General features: G+C 47.7%; 17 protein-coding genes. 7 read left to right on the forward strand and 10 right to left on the reverse strand.

Annotation, left to right across the window (positions count from 1 at the left end):
- Positions 1–78: 78 nt before the first annotated feature.
- From ACN08W_RS06030 to ACN08W_RS06075, 10 genes are all read right to left on the reverse strand, one after another.
- Positions 79–1,476 (reverse strand): MFS transporter, encoded by a 1,398-nt coding sequence (locus ACN08W_RS06030; RefSeq protein WP_419109039.1) that lies wholly within the window; start codon positions 1,474–1,476, stop codon positions 79–81.
- A 151-nt stretch (positions 1,477–1,627) separates the two neighbouring features.
- Positions 1,628–3,409, reverse strand: coding sequence for an acetyl/propionyl/methylcrotonyl-CoA carboxylase subunit alpha (locus ACN08W_RS06035; protein ID WP_419109086.1), 1,782 nt, complete (start codon positions 3,407–3,409; stop codon positions 1,628–1,630).
- A gap of 192 nt (positions 3,410–3,601) precedes the next feature.
- On the reverse strand, positions 3,602–4,279 hold the full coding sequence (locus ACN08W_RS06040; RefSeq protein ID WP_419109040.1) for a Maf family protein: 678 nt from the start codon (positions 4,277–4,279) through the stop codon (positions 3,602–3,604).
- Positions 4,280–4,417: 138 nt separating this feature from the next.
- Positions 4,418–6,124 (reverse strand): DUF885 domain-containing protein, encoded by a 1,707-nt coding sequence (locus ACN08W_RS06045; RefSeq protein WP_419104046.1) that lies wholly within the window; start codon positions 6,122–6,124, stop codon positions 4,418–4,420.
- Between the two features lie 79 nt (positions 6,125–6,203).
- On the reverse strand, positions 6,204–6,497 hold the full coding sequence (locus ACN08W_RS06050) for an acyl-CoA carboxylase subunit epsilon (protein WP_419104045.1): 294 nt from the start codon (positions 6,495–6,497) through the stop codon (positions 6,204–6,206).
- Positions 6,498–6,550: 53 nt separating this feature from the next.
- The gene (locus ACN08W_RS06055) at positions 6,551–8,164 is read right to left on the reverse strand and encodes an acyl-CoA carboxylase subunit beta (protein WP_419109087.1); all 1,614 of its coding nucleotides are present in this window, start codon (positions 8,162–8,164) and stop codon (positions 6,551–6,553) included.
- A 192-nt stretch (positions 8,165–8,356) separates the two neighbouring features.
- Complete coding sequence (locus ACN08W_RS06060; protein ID WP_419109041.1) at positions 8,357–8,641, reverse strand: YciI family protein; 285 nt, start codon at positions 8,639–8,641, stop codon at positions 8,357–8,359.
- Positions 8,638–8,802 carry a hypothetical protein gene (locus ACN08W_RS06065; protein WP_419107520.1) on the reverse strand — a complete coding sequence of 55 codons (165 nt, stop codon included), beginning with the start codon at positions 8,800–8,802 and terminating at the stop codon, positions 8,638–8,640. The genes ACN08W_RS06060 and ACN08W_RS06065 overlap by 4 nt, the downstream gene beginning before the upstream one ends.
- Positions 8,803–8,896: 94 nt before the next feature.
- Positions 8,897–9,121, reverse strand: coding sequence for a hypothetical protein (locus tag ACN08W_RS06070; RefSeq protein ID WP_419104040.1), 225 nt, complete (start codon positions 9,119–9,121; stop codon positions 8,897–8,899).
- 81 nt (positions 9,122–9,202) lie between these two features.
- Positions 9,203–9,427, reverse strand: coding sequence for a hypothetical protein (locus ACN08W_RS06075; RefSeq protein ID WP_419104039.1), 225 nt, complete (start codon positions 9,425–9,427; stop codon positions 9,203–9,205).
- A gap of 168 nt (positions 9,428–9,595) precedes the next feature.
- On the opposite strand from ACN08W_RS06075, the gene ACN08W_RS06080 reads away from it, so the two are divergent.
- From ACN08W_RS06080 to gatC, 7 genes are all read left to right on the forward strand, one after another.
- A complete protein-coding gene (locus ACN08W_RS06080; protein ID WP_419109042.1) occupies positions 9,596–10,477 on the forward strand; it encodes a biotin--[acetyl-CoA-carboxylase] ligase in 882 nt (293 codons plus the stop codon).
- A 101-nt stretch (positions 10,478–10,578) separates the two neighbouring features.
- Complete coding sequence (locus ACN08W_RS06085) at positions 10,579–11,052, forward strand: PH domain-containing protein (protein ID WP_419109043.1); 474 nt, start codon at positions 10,579–10,581, stop codon at positions 11,050–11,052.
- 123 nt (positions 11,053–11,175) lie between these two features.
- Complete coding sequence (locus ACN08W_RS06090) at positions 11,176–12,300, forward strand: adenylate/guanylate cyclase domain-containing protein (RefSeq protein ID WP_419104036.1); 1,125 nt, start codon at positions 11,176–11,178, stop codon at positions 12,298–12,300.
- Positions 12,297–13,361 carry a PP2C family protein-serine/threonine phosphatase gene (locus ACN08W_RS06095; RefSeq protein WP_419104035.1) on the forward strand — a complete coding sequence of 355 codons (1,065 nt, stop codon included), beginning with the start codon at positions 12,297–12,299 and terminating at the stop codon, positions 13,359–13,361. The genes ACN08W_RS06090 and ACN08W_RS06095 overlap by 4 nt, the downstream gene beginning before the upstream one ends.
- A 178-nt stretch (positions 13,362–13,539) precedes the next feature.
- Positions 13,540–15,714, forward strand: coding sequence for an NAD-dependent DNA ligase LigA (gene ligA / locus ACN08W_RS06100; RefSeq protein ID WP_419109044.1), 2,175 nt, complete (start codon positions 13,540–13,542; stop codon positions 15,712–15,714).
- A gap of 514 nt (positions 15,715–16,228) precedes the next feature.
- Positions 16,229–16,996: a transglycosylase family protein gene (locus ACN08W_RS06105; RefSeq protein WP_419109045.1), complete on the forward strand. Its 768-nt coding sequence runs from the start codon at positions 16,229–16,231 to the stop codon at positions 16,994–16,996.
- 195 nt (positions 16,997–17,191) lie between these two features.
- Complete coding sequence (gene gatC / locus ACN08W_RS06110) at positions 17,192–17,488, forward strand: Asp-tRNA(Asn)/Glu-tRNA(Gln) amidotransferase subunit GatC (RefSeq protein WP_419102121.1); 297 nt, start codon at positions 17,192–17,194, stop codon at positions 17,486–17,488.
- Positions 17,489–17,497 lie beyond the last annotated feature (9 nt).

Here is a 17,497-nt window from a genome sequence, read left to right on the forward strand (position 1 = left end):
GTCGTTGGAAATATATACGGGGTGGGGTTTTACAATTAGTGGTAAAACCCCACCCCTTATATGCCGGAGCTGAAGATACTATCGCCCAATAGTATGCAAATCTCGGTTCTTCGTCTCACCGGTGATAGCAATAAAGAGTACGGAGAGCAAAGCCGCCGCGCTAAGATACATGCCCACGTATCCAACACCGCCAATGGAGTTCAAATAGACTGCCACAAAAGGAGTCAAAGCTGCACCAAGAATGGACGCTGCGTTATAGGCAATACCAGAACCCGTATAACGTACGTGAGTTGCGAACAACTCTGGAAGGTAGGCAGACATAGAACCAAAAGATAGGCCCATCAGTGCCATACCTACAGACATGTACGCGGTCAACAAAACGATGTTTGCGTCTTCACCAGTACCGATAGTTTCGGGGGAGATGAAGAAAGAGAACGTCAAACCGTATAAGGACATGAGCAAGGTCGTGACGAGCTGCTGATGTTTACGTCCAGCAATATCTGCCCACCATCCAGATACAGGAATGAAGACGATAAAGAAAATAATAGATACGAGCTGTACCATGAGGAAATCGTGATAAGAGATACCCAAGCCACCTTTTTCGACTTTGCCAATTCCGTAGGAAAGAATCCACGCTGTCATGAGGTAGAACAAAACGTAGCAGGCAATCATGATGAAAGTTCCTTGAATCATCGGTAGCCATGCAGTTTTGAGTGCCTCAACCAAAGGCGCTTTAACACGCTCATCCTGTTTCAAGACCTGAGCAAATACAGGAGTCTCTTCGAGCTTGAAACGTACATAGAGTCCGATGAAAACCATCACCAGAGACGCTAGGAAAGGAATGCGCCAACCCCACATCATGAAAGTATGGGACATATTGGACGAATCAGCGGTGGAATCAAAAGACATGAGAGTGGTGAGGAAGAGGACAAACCCGTTCGCCAAGATGAACCCGAATGGTGCTCCCAACTGGGGCCACATGGCAGCGCGTGCACGTTTGCCTTCTTCTGCATACTCTGTAGCGAGTAGAGCTGCACCAGACCATTCTCCGCCTAGACCAAGACCTTGAGTAAATCTTAAGATGGTGAGCATTGCTGGTGCCCACAAACCAATTTGGTGGTAGGTGGGGAGCAACCCGATAAGGAACGTTGCGATACCCATGGTCAATAATGCGCCAACGAGGGTGGCTTTACGTCCGATACGGTCGCCAAAATGTCCGAAGATAATAGAACCAATGGGGCGTGCTACGAATGCGGCACCGAATGTTGCCATGGAAGCTAAGAGCTTGGCCGTGTCATCGACACCGATAAAGAACAGTGCCGGAAAAACTGCTACAGCAGCGGTTGCGTAGATGTAGAAGTCGTAGAACTCGATAGTAGTTCCAATGAGCGAAGCAAGAATTACTCGACTTCGTGGAACTGGCGTTTTGTGGTGCGCTGATGCGCTGGGTGTATCTGGTGTGGTTCGTGTAGCCACTGGTACCTCTCTTGGAAAGAATCAGATGTTGTTGGTCTAATACTTTAGGACGTGAGAGGACAGAAAACCCTGCTTGTCTCATTATGTGAAAGATTGTGTCTTAGGGTAGAAACAGCTACACCTAACATCAGAAACAACCCTCACCACACAACTACTTAATCGTAGCTATCGTCGCACCAGCTGAAACCGTATCCCCAGCCTTAAGCTTCAACCCACTAATCTTCCCAGAACGATGAGCCGTAATCGGCTGTTCCATCTTCATCGCTTCCAAAACAACAACAAGATCCCCCTCAGAAACCTTATCCCCATCCTTAAGAGCAACCTTGACAATAGTGCCTTGCATCGGCGAGGTCAACTCATGAGAATTAACTGCAGCAGCACGAGAGCCCCCACGTTCTTTACGCTTCTTAGCCGTTGGTGCAGGCTTAGTAACCGAGCCCAAAGACTGAGGAAGAACAACCTCAAGACGCTTACCATTGACCTCAACCACCACCTGATGACGCTGTTCGCTCTGCTCATCCACAGAACCAGCCGCCCCATCATAAGGCGCAATCGTGTTATTAAACTCCGTCTCAATCCAACGTGTATGCACACTAAAAGGAGAATCACCCTCAGGCGCAAATGCTGGGTCGGAAACCACCGCACGATGAAAATTCGTCACCGTAGGCATACCCTCAACCACCAGTTGAGATAACGCACGACGAGAACGCTCTAACGCCTGCTGACGCGTCGCCCCCGTAACAATGAGCTTGGCAAGCATCGAATCAAAAGAACCGCCAATTACATCGCCCTCAACAACGCCAGAATCCCAACGAACACCAGGACCAGTAGGAATCACCAGCTTCTCAACAGTACCGGGAGAGGGCATAAAAGAACGACCCGCATCTTCACCATTAATACGGAACTCAAACGAATGCCCATGCAAAATAGGGTCAGAATATCCAAGCTCCTCACCGCGAGCAATACGGAACTGCTCTCGAACAAGGTCGATACCAGAGACCTCCTCAGAGACAGGATGCTCCACCTGCAAACGAGTATTAACCTCCAAAAAGGAAATCGTTCCATCCACACCAATCAAGAACTCACACGTACCCGCACCCTGATAACCAGCCTCCTGCAAAATTGCGCGAGAAGAATCATAAAGACGCTGCTGCTGCTGTTCCGAAAGAAACGGAGCTGGAGCTTCCTCCACCAATTTTTGGTTACGACGCTGCAAAGAACAATCTCGGGTTGACACCACCACAACATTGCCATGGGCATCAGCTAAACACTGCGTCTCAACGTGACGTGGCGAATCCAAAAAACGCTCAATGAAACACTCGCCACGACCAAAAGCAGCCGTCGCCTCACGTACAGCAGACTCATAAAGTTCAGCAATCTTCTCACGCTGACGAACCACTTTAATACCGCGTCCACCACCACCAAAAGCAGCCTTAACGGCAAGAGGAAGACCAAACTCATCAGCAAAATCTTCAACCTCAGCCACAGAAAACACAGGATCCTTTGTCCCCGGAACCTGCGGCGCTCCGACCTTATCTGCAATATGACGTGCTGCAACCTTATCGCCAAGTAACGTAATAGATTCTGGGGAAGGCCCAATCCACGTCAAACCCGCATCAATCACACGCTGAGCAAACTCAGCATTCTCAGACAAAAAACCATAACCGGGGTGAACAGCATCAGCGCCAGAACGCTCTGCAACACTAAGAATCTTATCCATCACCAAATAAGAATCTGAAGCAGTGCTACCACCTAAAGAATAAGACTCCGTCGCTAACTTAACGTGCAAAGCATCGCGATCAGAATCAGCATAGACCGCAACGGTGCTAATACCCTCATCTTCAGCAGCGCGAATAACACGAACCGCAATTTCACCACGATTCGCCACTAAAACCTTAGAAACAGGACCTGTATGACGACCCGGCACGCTCATAAACTGACCACGTAGACGTTCGGTGTTTTTGCTCAATGAAAAAGCTCCTTGCCACCCCAAAGAGGTTAGCTATATTCTTCTGCGACAAGCACAAATAAAGATTATGGTTGAGAAAAGTCTACATTCTTATCACGTCAGCAGAGTTCTTTTCTTAGCTGATAGTACCGAAAAAACCAGAAGATTTTTGAAAAATTATGCCGTTTTCGTCCAAAAATTGGTGATAGAAAGACCTAAAACCTCCAACATATCCTTAAGCGCATTCACCGACAACCCCACCACCGTATGGTACTCGCCCTCAATACCGCGGATAAACGCAGAACCAAACCCATCAATCGTAAACGAACCAGCCACAGCAAGCGGCTCACCCGTCGCCACATACTCATGAATCTGATCCTCCGAAAGAGCATCGCAATGCACCGTAGCAGTACGTAACTCAGACGACGAACGCCCGTGCACCATACGAGTATCAATCAACCAATGCCCCGTATGCAACAACCCCGAAGCACCACTGAACAACCGAAGACGCTCAACAGCCGTACTCGCGTCATGAGGCTTACCATAAGCCACACCATCTAACTCAAAAACAGAATCGCACCCAAGAACAATAGCCCCCGGTACATCAACCAAACGAGCAACGTCCTCAGCCTTAGCGCGAGCCAAAAGTAACGCAACCTGAGCCGGAGTCAGCTCACCCAAATCTTTAACATCAGCATCCTTTTGAGCGCGAGCCACAACAGCGTCCTCATCTACCGAAGACACACAAACCTGAAAAATAATCCCCGCATCACGAAGAAGCTTCTGACGAGCAGGCGAAGAAGACGCCAAAACTAATGTTGGCTCAACATCAGAAACCAAAGAAAAAGAACTCATAACTACCAGTGTAGAAGTAACACCACAAAGAACACCTACCTTAACATCAAAAGATGCCGGTAAATATCTTAGAAAAGATATATACCGGCACCTTCAACAACAATCTTTACCCGCCTACGCAGGAAAAACTAGGTATGCTTAGAGATCCAAAGCCCTCTCCAAGCTATCAAGACCCATAGACCCGAGCTTCAACACACGAGTATGGAAATCACGGTCATCTTCTTGACGAGCACGAGCTTTATCACGCAACTGACCCCAAATGCGCTCGCCAATCTTATAGCTAGGAGCCTGGCCTGGCCAACCTAAGTAACGAGCGTATTCAAAGTTTAGTTGGCCCTCAGAAAGGTCTAGGTTTGCTTTGAGGAACTGGTAACCGCTCTCTGCATCCCATACACCGGCAGGAACACCAAGTTCTTTTACCCAACGTTCTGGAATTTCAAGACCACAGTGCACACCAATATCGAAGACTACGCGAGCTGCACGCATACGCTGATTATCAAGCATGCCCATGCGGTCACCGGGATCTTCTAAGAACCCAAGCTCTTGCATCAAACGCTCAGCATAAAGAGCCCAGCCTTCACCATGACCAGAAACCCAAACACCATTAGCACGCCACTGGTTAAGAGTCTGAGACATAGCGGTTGCTACAGAAAGTTGTAAATGGTGTCCCGGTACACCCTCATGGTAGACCGTCGAAACTTCGCGCCATGTACCAAAGGTTTCTTCTCCTTCAGGAACAGACCACCACATACGACCGGGGCGCTCAAAATCGGGGGAAGGTCCAGTGTAGTAGATACCGCCTTCTTGAGTGGGAGCAATCATGCACTCTAGCTCGCACATGGCGCCACCAATATCAAAATAATCGCCGGCAAGAGTCTCCACCGCACGATCTGAGAGATTCTGCATCCACGCTTTTAGTTCTTCAGTACCATGCAACGTACGTTCAGGGTCAGCATCAAGAACAGCCTTTGCCTCCTCGATGGAAGCACCTGGTTTAATCTGCTCAGCAACTTCTTTCTGCTCGTCAATAATACGTTCTAGCTCTTGAACGCCCCACGCGTAGGTATCCTCAATATTAATCTTTGAACCGAGGAACTGGCGAGAGTATAAACGGTAACGGTCAATACCGACTGCGTCCTCTTTCGGCGCTACCGGCAAAAGAGTTTCACGAAGATAAGAATTAAGGGTACGGTACCCTGCAATGGCAGCGTCTGCACCTTCTCGCGCCTGCTGTGCTAAATCAGGGGCATGCTGAACAACTTCTTCATGAAGCTTTTGGAAAAAACCATCTTCAGCAATATACGCATCGGTCTGTTCAATGACAATTTCTACCTGACGGCGCGCCGCAACATTGCCGCGTTCACGCGCATTTTCTAAGGTGCGAATATAGTCGTCAATCGCGGCAGGAACATTCTTCATACGTCCTGCAATATGAGCCCAATGTTCAGGAGTCTCGCGATTCATCAAGTCAAAAATTGCGCGAATACTTTGCGAAGCAGAGGCAATGTTATTAATTTCCCATGTGCCTAACCCTGCTTCATGCAATTCAAGTTCGAGACCGAGTCGTTCTTGCATCGCGTCAATGGTGACCTTATCAACATCATCAGCGGGTGTTGCTTGTTCAAGACGAGCAAGAGTCTGACGAATCAACTCAATAGATTTCTCGTGACCTTCGGGGGAGAACACATCACCGTATTCTGTCTCATGGCCAGCACGTCCCGCTAACGTTGCAGCTGAAGGATCTAGCTGAAGAGTCGCTTCATAATATTCATTAGCGATGGCGTCTACAGATGTGCTCTGACGTTCTTGGCGGTAAACCGCAGGAATGGTATCAAATTTCGACATGCCTCCATTCTACTGGGTAATCCTTTTGTGAAGGCAAGCACAGTCCAAAATCTTAATCTCAAAAAACAGTTTTTAGAACCTACATAGGGCGAGCACGACGCCAAGAACCAGGGCCAGGGCGTAACCGAACACCTAGACTCTGCCCACGTAACAAACGACGCTGCCACTGCCCCATAGACGGTTTCTGCTGTTGTTGATGAGACTGAGCCACAGCAAGTAAAACAGTAGATAAGGCTGCCAGTTCTTCCTCCGTTGGGTTACCTGAAACTACCGAAAAAAGTGGTTCTTGCTCTACTTCTGCAGGGGATTCTTGCTGTTCTGAGGAGCGACGAGAGCCAAGAGAAAACGCAAAACGTAGCGACGAACTAGCCATCACAAACTCCAAACAATAGACAGGATCGAAAAACTCATAGTGCGCAACAGCAATTACAAGGGGATATTGCCGTGCTTTTTCGCCGGTTGCGTCTCACGCTTATCGCGAAGAGCACGTAACGCACGAATCAGTCGCACACGCGTCTCAGCGGGAGCAATAACCTCATCAACATAGCCCAGCTCTGCCGCCTGATAAGGATTAAGTAATTCTTGTTCATATTGAGATACCAATTCTTCTCGTCGAGCCTCAACATCTCCTTGAGCCTGAGCAACCGACGCCAACTCACGACGATACAAAATATTGACAGCACCCTGTGCGCCCATCACACCAATCTGCGCAGTTGGCCACGCAAGGTTAATATCTGAGCCAAGCTTCCGTGAACCCATCACAATATAGGCACCGCCATAGGCTTTACGAGTAATCACCGTTACCAGAGGAACCGTTGCTTCAGCGTATGCATAGAGCAGTTTTGCGCCACGGCGGATAATGCCGTTGAACTCTTGATCTTTGCCCGGTAAGAACCCCGGCACATCAACAAAAGTCACTACAGGAATGTTAAAAGCATCGCAGGTTCGAACAAAACGTGCAGCTTTCTCCGAAGCATTAATATCCAAGGTTCCTGCAAACTGTACCGGCTGGTTAGCGACAATTCCTACGGTTCGTCCCTCAATACGGGCATAACCAACCATCACATTAGGGGCGTAGAGTGCTTGTAAAGGTAAAAAGTGCCCGTCATCTACGACAGTCTCAATAACGGTACGCATATCATAAGGCTGGTTAGCTGAGTCAGGAATAAGCGTATCTAAAGAATAATCCTCGTCGATGAGATCTTCTTCCTGATCATGGTCCACTATCAGAGGTTCCGAAAGATTATTTGCGGGTAAAAATTCGAGGAGTTCTCGCACGAAGTCAAAAGCGTCTTCTTCATCTTCAGCAAGATAAGCTGACGTTCCCGTCACAGCGTTATGTTGATGTGCCCCACCAAGGGTCTCCATATCAACGTCTTCGCCAGTTACCGTTTTAATAACGTCAGGTCCGGTGATGAACATGTGTGAGGTCTTATCAACCATGATAATGTAATCCGTCAGCGCAGGGGAGTAGGCTGCACCGCCGGCGCAAGGACCTAAAATGACAGAAATTTGGGGAACTACCCCTGAGGCGCGAACATTCATGCGGAAAATGTCGGCAAACATCGCTAATGAAGCGACGCCCTCTTGAATACGCGCTCCGCCACCATCGTTGATACCAATTACAGGGCACCCATTATCAAGAGCAAATTTTTGTACCTTAACGATTTTTTCGCCATTGACCTGTGAAAGAGAACCACCATATACGGTGAAATCTTGCGAATATACTGCTACAAGACGACCATCTACTGTTCCATAACCACAGACGAGGCCATCACCTAATGGGCGTTTTTTCTCCATACCAAATGCTGTGCTGCGGTGTCGAGCAAAAGCATCAAATTCTACGAAAGAGCCCTCGTCAAGGAGTAAATCAATACGTTCTCTTGCGGTGTTCTTGCCCCGACTATGTTGGCGGTCTACTGCTTCTTGACCAGAAGGCATGTAACTTTTTTCTCGACGATCATAGAAGTCTGCGAGTTTACCTGCGGTAGTACTTAAATCGTGTGCAGAAGATTCTTCTGTTGTGCTGTGGTGATTCATAGACACGGGGACATCCTTGACGGTGGGCATTCGCTAGCGTCACCGTACTGAGGCACAGTGAGCTGGTGAATAATATGATGCCCTCAACTATAGGATGTTTCTCGTGACGAAAATACCTGATAACTACTTATCTCATCACAAAAATAACAAAATATGTTGAGGGCGTCGCACTATTTGTAATAGCTAGTCAGACTAGCTGCCCAAAGAACCTAAAACAGGGTTCCACTCACGCACGTTATAAGAGAGCACCGCCCCACCGAGATACATGGGGTCCTGGCTGACATACTCACGGACCTCATCTGCAGAAGATGCCTTAAAAAGCAACATCGCCCCAGGTGCTTCGTTATCCACATAAGGGCCAGAAGCAATAATGATTCCTTTTTCTACGAGAGAACCTAGATAAAGGCGATGCTCTGGACGGTGTTTTTCTTGTTCTTCTGCTGGTGCGTAGCTATAAGTACAGATAAAAATGCTCATTGGTTTTCTTTCTGTTTCCGGTTGGACGAGAGGTTCATGTAGGCAACCCAGAGGAATACTGCAGAAAATGGGAAATACCAAGGCTTTCCAAGGAAGCCAAGAATAATCCCTGTTACTGCGGTAATTGTTGCTAGTAGTGCAATAACTTGTTTGCTTGTCATAGTATTTTTCCTTTGCTAGAGTCAGGGGGTAACGCCCTCCCGCCCCTGATTAGCTGAGTTATTCAGGAGCGGGAGGGTTTTACTTCACGTGGTTTCAAGAAAGTTTTTTCTTTTCAGAAGAAAGTGGCTTAGGTACAACCTCGTTATACCACTTCACCAGACTCTCCTTTTTCCATCCCTTAGTTTTTCCATTGACAATAAAATCTGGCTCTAGTGGGTATTTCTTCATATTACTCAAAAAGCCAGCGCTGGAAAGTTTGACCTGCTTACTCGCCTCTTCGCCCTTGTAGAAAACGGGAATTTCTGATTTGTTGCTCATGCCTTATACTTCTTCTTTTCCTATGAGAGAGGAAAGACTGCCTTTGCTGTATTGCAGATGTCACATGGAATCTGACGGGCTTTATTTAACCAGCTTCTCAAGATTTTTTGGAGCACCGACACTTGGAATGGTCTTATCCCAAGCTCTGAGGGTTTCCTCGGTCCAACATGGTTGATTCTCGTTGATGAGATAGTCAGGCTCAAGAGGATATTTCTCAATTCTCTTATAAAATCCATTGCGAGTAATACCCAAAAGAGCGCACGCCCCAATAGGAGTAAACACCTGCACCGGTTCAGTGGTAGACATTCCTAGTTCCTCTCTGTAACAATGAAAGCGCTTTCCTTTCTGAAAGAAGCCACCCTAAAAGTGGCGAGCGCCCCGATAGCTTCGTTCTTTTATCCTATCGGGGCGTTTCTTAATCTGCTCCAATAAAGCATTGCCTATCATATAAAACCTCAAGAGAGAACACCGCCGATGAGCGTACCGATACAAACCCTCGATAACTACCTCAAATATGAGGTGAGCCGTGCCGCATCTAAGGCTCCCTACCACCAATACCAACAAGTTCTTCTGCTCGATACTGTCCCCTCAACGAACCTCTACGCCCACGAACTTCTCACCTCAGCAGATTCTCTACAAAACCGGCGATGGGGTGAACTCTCTGTTATCGCAACAACACAACAAACACACGGTAAAGGTCGGCTCAATAGAGAATGGGTTGCTCCTGCCGGAAGCTCCCTCTGCGCGTCAGTCATCGTTCGCCCTCATGCTAACCCCGCACACCGTATCGCACCCGAACAATATCACTGGTTCACCGTGCTCCTCGCCCTAGCAGCAATTGACACACTCAACTCTTGGGGCATTGAAGCGCATCTCAAATGGCCTAACGACGTCCTCATTGGTGACAAAAAATGTTGCGGAATACTCGCTCAAATTGCTGTAGAGTCTGCTGAAAATCTCTCAGCAATAGTTGGTATTGGAATAAATATTAACCTTGAACCAGAAGAGTTTCCCGTCCCCACGGCAACTTCTGTTCTCGCCGCAACACAAAGACCACGAAGCCTTGATGAAGCCCTCGAAAAAATCTGTGAGAATTTTGCTCAACGATATGAAGACTTCGCCCGCGTTAACGGTATTCCCTCCGCACTGCAACGACATGGAATTAGCCTGTTAGACAGTGTCCGAACCAAAATGTCGACATTGGGGCAACGCGTTGTCATAGAACTGCCAGACGGACAAAAAACATATGGTGTAGCAGAAGATATTAACGACGACGGAGAAATCGTTATCACCACAGACTCCGGAATATCCCAAAGCTACGCAGTCGGCGACGTGATTCATCTGCGCAGTGCATAGAAAGACCATCTTTTTTGACGATTACTGAGACAAAAGACTATTCATTACCGTAAGATAAGTGAGCTATGAAACTACGAGGAACGCTTCTACAAGGGGAATCGGTGCGTGTTGCAACCCGATTACATTGGCGTTGCCTACTTATACCAGCACTTTATGCTCTTCTGAACATATTCTTCGTGAGTTTTGCGTCTGCTATAGCCGGAGTTAGTACTATCTGGTCATTTCTTGGATATCTTTTAGCAGGGGCGTCCTTATACCAGACGATTAAAAGCCTGAAGCGATACTTCTTGACCCAGTATTTCATCACGACACATCGTCTCGTAATCCAACGCGGATTGAGTGCTAAGCGTTCTATCTCCATCAATTTCGAGAGTATTACGGGGTGTGAGGTGCAACGAACGTGGCTTGGATATACAAAAATTGGAAAGCTGACAGTCTACGTTCAACACGGCACTCAAAAAGGTCTTTGCGTTCTACAAAATGTTCCTCATGCTCAGGCGTTTTCAGAGGAACTAAAACGAACACAGTACGATTTTAACGCTTCTTATCATGGCGTTTTAGGGTCGTATAGATAGTTCCACATCATAAGATGATGAACAGTTTTTCGTCATTCTTCGTATTACTCCCCATAAGTAGAGTATTGTAAGTCACAGAGTAAGTTTTATTGTCTCAACGAGAGCATGAGAAAGGATAGTCCCGTGGAAAAGCCGGCACCTGGATCAGACGATAATCTTCATCCAGTGCCTCTGGAAGAAGAATTTGAATATTCCAACAACCGTGTGCAAAGCAACGTATATCGCACAAAAGAAGACCGCGAAGCGGTTAAAGCCCTCGAAAAATTTCTCCTCGGTACACAGAAAAACCTTACCAGCAAAGAAATCATAGAACAGACCGGAGCGACGCTCCCACTAGTCAGCAAAATTTGGCATGCACTAGGAATACCAGATATCTCCGAAAACGAAGTGTACTTCACCGAAGCAGATGTCAAAGGGCTCAAAAAGGTTACTGAACTGACCGACAAGCACGGTTTAGACTTCGAAACAACGATCTCAATCGCCCGTTCTATGGGACAACTGACCGACCGAATCGTGGCCTGGCAAATTGAAGAAATCGTTGATGACATCTCAAGACAACAAGGCTTTAGTAACGGTAGAGCACGTCAAGAACTCCTTAAAGTTCTGCCAGAACTCATCACAACCTTACAAGAGATACTGTCTTACACCTACCGCAGACAATACAACGCTGGAGTGTTGCGACTAGCGCTCCGCAACGAAGACGGAGTCTCTGAAGACCGTGCTGATTTACCTCTGCTACGCGGTATAGGTTTCATTGATCTTGTTTCTTACACCACACTTTCGTGTCAGATGAATGAGAAAACGCTAGGTAAACTCGTCAAAACTTTTGAACAACGCTGTGCAGAAATCATAGCGATTGGTGGTGGACGCATCATCAAAACCGTTGGTGATGAAGTCCTTTTCCTCACCGAAACACCAGACGCCGCTGCACGCATCTCATTAGCCTTATCTCAAGCGATTGAAGAACACCCAGACCTGCCACACACACGCGTGGCGTTTGTTTGGGGACGTATCCTTCCCAAACTAGGAGACGTTTACGGCCCTACCGTAAACCTAGCTTCGCGCCTAGTAAGCATCGCAGAACCTGGTAAGGTGCTTACCAATGACGCTACCGCCCAGACGCTCAAAGGCGACGGACGTTTTCGCTTCACACCACAACCAAAGCGCAATGTCCGAGGCTTCGGAGACATAACGCCTATATCCGTGGAAGTCGGTACCGGCAATGAATTGGAGATCGACACAGAATGACCGCACAAAAACTAACAACCTTCTCCGGAAGTGCCACTGACGTTGGCGCTTACCGAGACAATAACGAAGACTCCTGCTCAGTAGTCGGAACTTTACACATCGTCGCCGACGGAATGGGCGGGCACGAAGCAGGCGAACACGCAAGCCGACTCTGCGCACGAACCATCAGCTATAACCACCTCTTCTCGCGCCCTTGCGGTATGACAGAAGCTGAACAAGAAAGCTATGCACGAGAGCTTGCAGCAGAAGATAACACCTCTACAGAAGGCAATCAGGGACTTCTTGGACGTCGTCGTCAAAAGACCACCGCCTTAAACCGGCAAATTATGCGTACTCTCGAACATATTCGTTCAATCATTGGCGAATCAGACGAACGTATTAAGGAGATGTTCTCTCAACGAGCTGGTACAACTGTGACGGGTGCTTGGTTGACGAATATCGGAGACCAATATATGTGGTTTATTTTCAACGTGGGAGACTCTCGTACCTATCGTCTCGTTCGTGAAGAAGAAGTCGAAACAGACGCACACGATATGTCTTTCTCTGCGGGAAGCGTTGAAGGCCTTACTCTAGAACAAATCACTGTGGACCACTCCGAAGTGCAATACCTCGTAGATACCGGACAAATTACACCACTTGAAGCGCTTACTCACCCACGTCGAAACGTCATTACACGTGCGTTGGGAACCGGAAACTACTGGGAACCAGACTTCTGGGTTATTCCTGCCCGAGAAGGAGACCGTTTGATGCTCTGCTCAGATGGGCTATCGGGTGAACTATCTCATGACTATATGGCGAGGGTACTGGCAACTGTTGAGCACCCTCAAGACGCTGCAGATGTCTTACAAATGGCTGCCCTACGTGCTGGCGGTAGAGACAATATTACTGTTGTTGTTGCTGACGTCGTGACTGAAGAAACAGCTCAAGAAAGAAGCGAACACCTTAAAGAACTCACTTCAACAGAACAACACCATATTGTGAGCTCTGCGGAAGAATATCAATCTCAACCCACGACAGTGGCAGAAGAAGAGTCCTATCACGATGAGAGAGAATTGCGCTAAAGTAATTCTTGAGGATATTTCGGGTAAACCCCAATGGAAAGTCCCTAACTGCTGATTAAATGTAGTTAGGGACTTTTCTATGAATGAAATACTACTAAGCCAACCTGAAAACAACACCACTGCGCCGTTCAATGCGGATACCTGCCAAGAACAGCGAACGTGAAATATGGAGAAGAAGATGGACGTTACGTCAACGGAACAATCTCGTGAACTCATCACAGCTGAGCTACAAGAACGCTATATTGCTTTGATGGAGAAAATCCGTCAGGCGCAAAAAAAATACTTTGTTGACGACGAACCAATCCTCTCTGATAAAGAATACGATGAACTTTTTGTTGAGTTGGAAAAACTTGAAGCATTACATCCTCAACTCATCTCTCAAGATTCACCGACACAACAAGTCGGGGCAGAACCATCCTCTATCTTTGCGCCCGTTGTTCATCTCAGCCGTATGTATTCTCTTGAAGACGTCTTTTCTATCCCCGAACTAGAACAATGGTTGAATAAAACTGAACAGAACGCGCACCTTGCGGGGTTATCATCTGTTCGTTGGTTAACCGAACTAAAAATTGATGGTTTAGCGGTTAACCTGCTATATCGTCAGGGAGAGCTTGTACGGGCAGCTACTCGCGGTGACGGAACAACGGGGGAGGACGTGACCCATAACGTCCTGACTATCGGGACGATTCCTCGTAAACTTGCCGGTGACGGACATCCTGAAGAAGTTGAAATTCGTGGAGAAATTTTTATTTCTTCTCAAGATTTTCTTACTCTCAATGAGCAGATGATTGCAGAGGGGAAAGCACCATTCGCAAACCCTCGTAACGCTGCTGCCGGTTCGCTACGTCAAAAAGATGCGAAAGTGACGGCTCGGCGTCCTCTATCAATGTACGTGCATGGCATTGGCACACATGAGGGTATCTCATTGGACTCTCAATACGAAACGTATGCTCTGCTCGAACAATGGGGACTTCCGGTGAGCCCCTATACTGAACTGTTCTCCGATACTCAGCAAATTCTTGAATTTATTGAACGTTACGGGCAGCAACGTCATTCTCTGGCACATGAGATTGACGGAATTGTTGTCAAAATTAATGATTTTTCAACACAAGAACGATTAGGCTACACCTCTCGTGTGCCGCGTTGGGCTGTTGCTTATAAATATCCTCCTGAAGAAGTGCATACAAAACTTGTTGATATTCGTGTCGATGTGGGGCGTACTGGGCGTGTCACTCCCTATGGGGTCATGGAGCCGGTAAAAGTTGCTGGTTCAACCGTTGAACGTGCAACGCTGCATAACCAAGACGTTGTCAAAGCTAAAGGTGTGCTTATTGGCGATACGGTGGTATTGCGTAAAGCAGGGGACGTTATCCCAGAAATTGTGGGTCCTGTGATTGCTTTGCGAGATGGCAGCGAACGAGCTTTTGAAATGCCTCAGGAATGTCCTTCCTGCGGTGAGCCGTTAGCGCCTGCTAAAGAAGGTGACGTTGATATTCGTTGTGTTAATGCTCGCTCTTGCCCTGCTCAGCTGACAGAACGCGTTTATCATGCTGGAAGTCGTGGTGCGTTTGATATTGAGGCGTTAGGTTTTGAAGCGGCTAAAGCATTGACTGCTCCTGCTGAGCCTGATGTTGCTCCTCTTGTTTCTGAAGCGTTCTTATTTGATCTTCGTGCAGAAGATCTTGCCGATGTGAAAATACGACGTGAGAAGAAAAAGCGTGGGGTTCTTAGCGGAGAGTATGAGCTTGTCCCATATTTTTATACGCGTGGTACAGCGAAGAAACCTTCTGCTGTTAACGCAAATACAAAGAAGCTTTTTAAAGAGTTAGAGAAAGCAAAAGAACAGCCGTTATGGAGAGTTCTTGTTGCGTTGTCGATTCGACATGTAGGCCCTACCGCGGCACGTGCTCTTGCAACTGAGTTTGGTTCTATGGAAGCTATTGAAAATGCCTCTGAAGAGCGTTTAGCGGTTATTGATGGTGTAGGTGCAGTAATGGCTCGCTCTATTAAAGAATGGTTTGCGGTGGACTGGCATCGCGAAATTATTGAGCGGTGGGCTGCTGCTGGCGTGCGCATGGCTGATGAGCAAGATGATAATCTACCGCAAACATTAGCTGGACTGTCTATTGTCGTAACGGGCACTCTCAAAGATTTTTCAAGGGATTCTGCCAAGGAAGCTATTATTGCTCGTGGCGGTAAAGCAGTGGGGTCGGTGTCGAAGAAAACGCATTATCTTGTCGCCGGTGATGCCGCTGGTTCGAAGCTGGAGAAAGCAGAATCTTTGGGCGTTCCAGTGTTAGATGAAGACGCTTTTAAGGTACTTCTTGCTGAAGGTGCTGAAGCCTTAACATAGGTGCTTTTGAGGTTTTATCGCGAAATATCGTAGTTTTCGTGGAGTGTCGCAAAGAAAATTAAAAAATTTTTTTCGGCGTTTTTTCGCCGATAAATGTTGCGATTTGATAACAAAAATAACGAAATGGTAAAGATGACCCCCACGTTGGTTCTTCCCAGAAATACGCGGGTTTAACACTCAATAAGTTCTCTTTTAAATAAAAAATACAACTGCGTGCGGGCTGTTATCAACAGTAGGCTGATAAATGCCCTACGGGCAACAAGACCTGCTGGGGAGGTTGTATGAACCCAAATCGTTACGTTATCGTTATCCATGAACGCAATCCCGCACCTGCGGGAAAAATACATTTCAGGGCTGGAAGAAGCCTTGAACTATATGCCGGGTTTTGCCGCACACCTGAGTCCGTCTACAGGGCAAAACCTCAATAGATACCCAATAAGCATCTACGGGTAGACGGCAACGCATTGAAGCCAAGGGATTGGTGGAGCGTTAGGTGGCCTACACTTGGAGCATTGTGAAAAAGACTTCCATTCGCCAAAACGTAACCCGCTCCGCAGCTGCACTAGCAGTTAGCGGTGTAGCAGCAGCATCTTTTGCAGTAGCACCTGCACAAGCAGCTCCTCTCGAAGCATGGGAAGCGCTATCTCAGTGTGAGTCCGGTGGCAACTGGTCTATCAACACCGGCAACGGCTTCTACGGTGGCCTACAGTTCACCCAGTCTTCCTGGAATGCTGCTGGCGGTAGCGGCGCACCTCACTACGCTTCTAAAGCAGAGCAGATTCGCGTTGCTGAAAACCTCCTTCAGATGCAAGGATGGGGCGCATGGCCTGCATGTGCAGCTAAGCTCAACCTTTACGCATACGGAACTGCCGGCGCACCTGCTGCCGTAGCTCCAGCTCCAGCACCAGCTGTTGTTGAAGCACCAGCTCCAGCTCCAGCACCCGTAGCAGCACCTGCACCAGCAGCACCCGTTGCTCCTCAGTCTGAAGCAGTTGTTGAATACACCGCTCCAGCTCCAGCACCAGCACCCGTTGTTGTTGAAGCACCAGCTCCAGCTCCAGCACCCGTAGCAGCACCTGCACCTGTTGTAGAGTCCACTCCTGCTCCTGCACCTGCAGCAACCGCTGGTACCTACACCGTTAAGCCTGGTGATACCCTCTCCGGTATCGCATACCAGCTAGGTCTTCCTTCCTACCACGTTATTGCTGATGCAAACAAAGACATTATTGCTAACGTAGACCTCATCTACCCCGGTCAGGTTTTCGTTATCCCAGCTCTCTAATATCGAGATAATCTCCATTAGGTAGCATAAAGACTTCGCTTTCTTCCTCAACTCATTGAGGAAGAAAGCGAAGTCTTTTCTTTAACCTCACTGAGTTCTTTGAGAGAACCTGCCACATATCCTCAAGAGAACTGCCTAAAGTGAGTTCAGAGAGATAAACTAGAAAAGAAAACTTTTGTCCACTACGGAGAATCTATGTCTGACATCACCCGTGAGACAGTTGCGCACCTAGCGGAACTGGCACACATCGAAATGACGGATACCGAACTAGAAGCAATGGCACAGGAACTCGGCGTCATCGTCGAATCCGTCAAATCTGTTTCTGAAGCAGTATCCGACGATATTCCAGCAACATCACACCCCATCCCACTACAAAACGTCTTCCGAGAAGACGTCGTAGAGGAAACCCTCAGCGCAGAAGAAGCGCTCTCCGGGGCACCTGATGCAGAAGACGGAAAATTCAAAGTCCCAGCAATTCTCGATGAGGACTAAGGAAAAACT

This window comes from Rothia sp. CCM 9419 (assembly GCF_048512815.1).
Taxonomy (GTDB): domain Bacteria; phylum Actinomycetota; class Actinomycetes; order Actinomycetales; family Micrococcaceae; genus Rothia.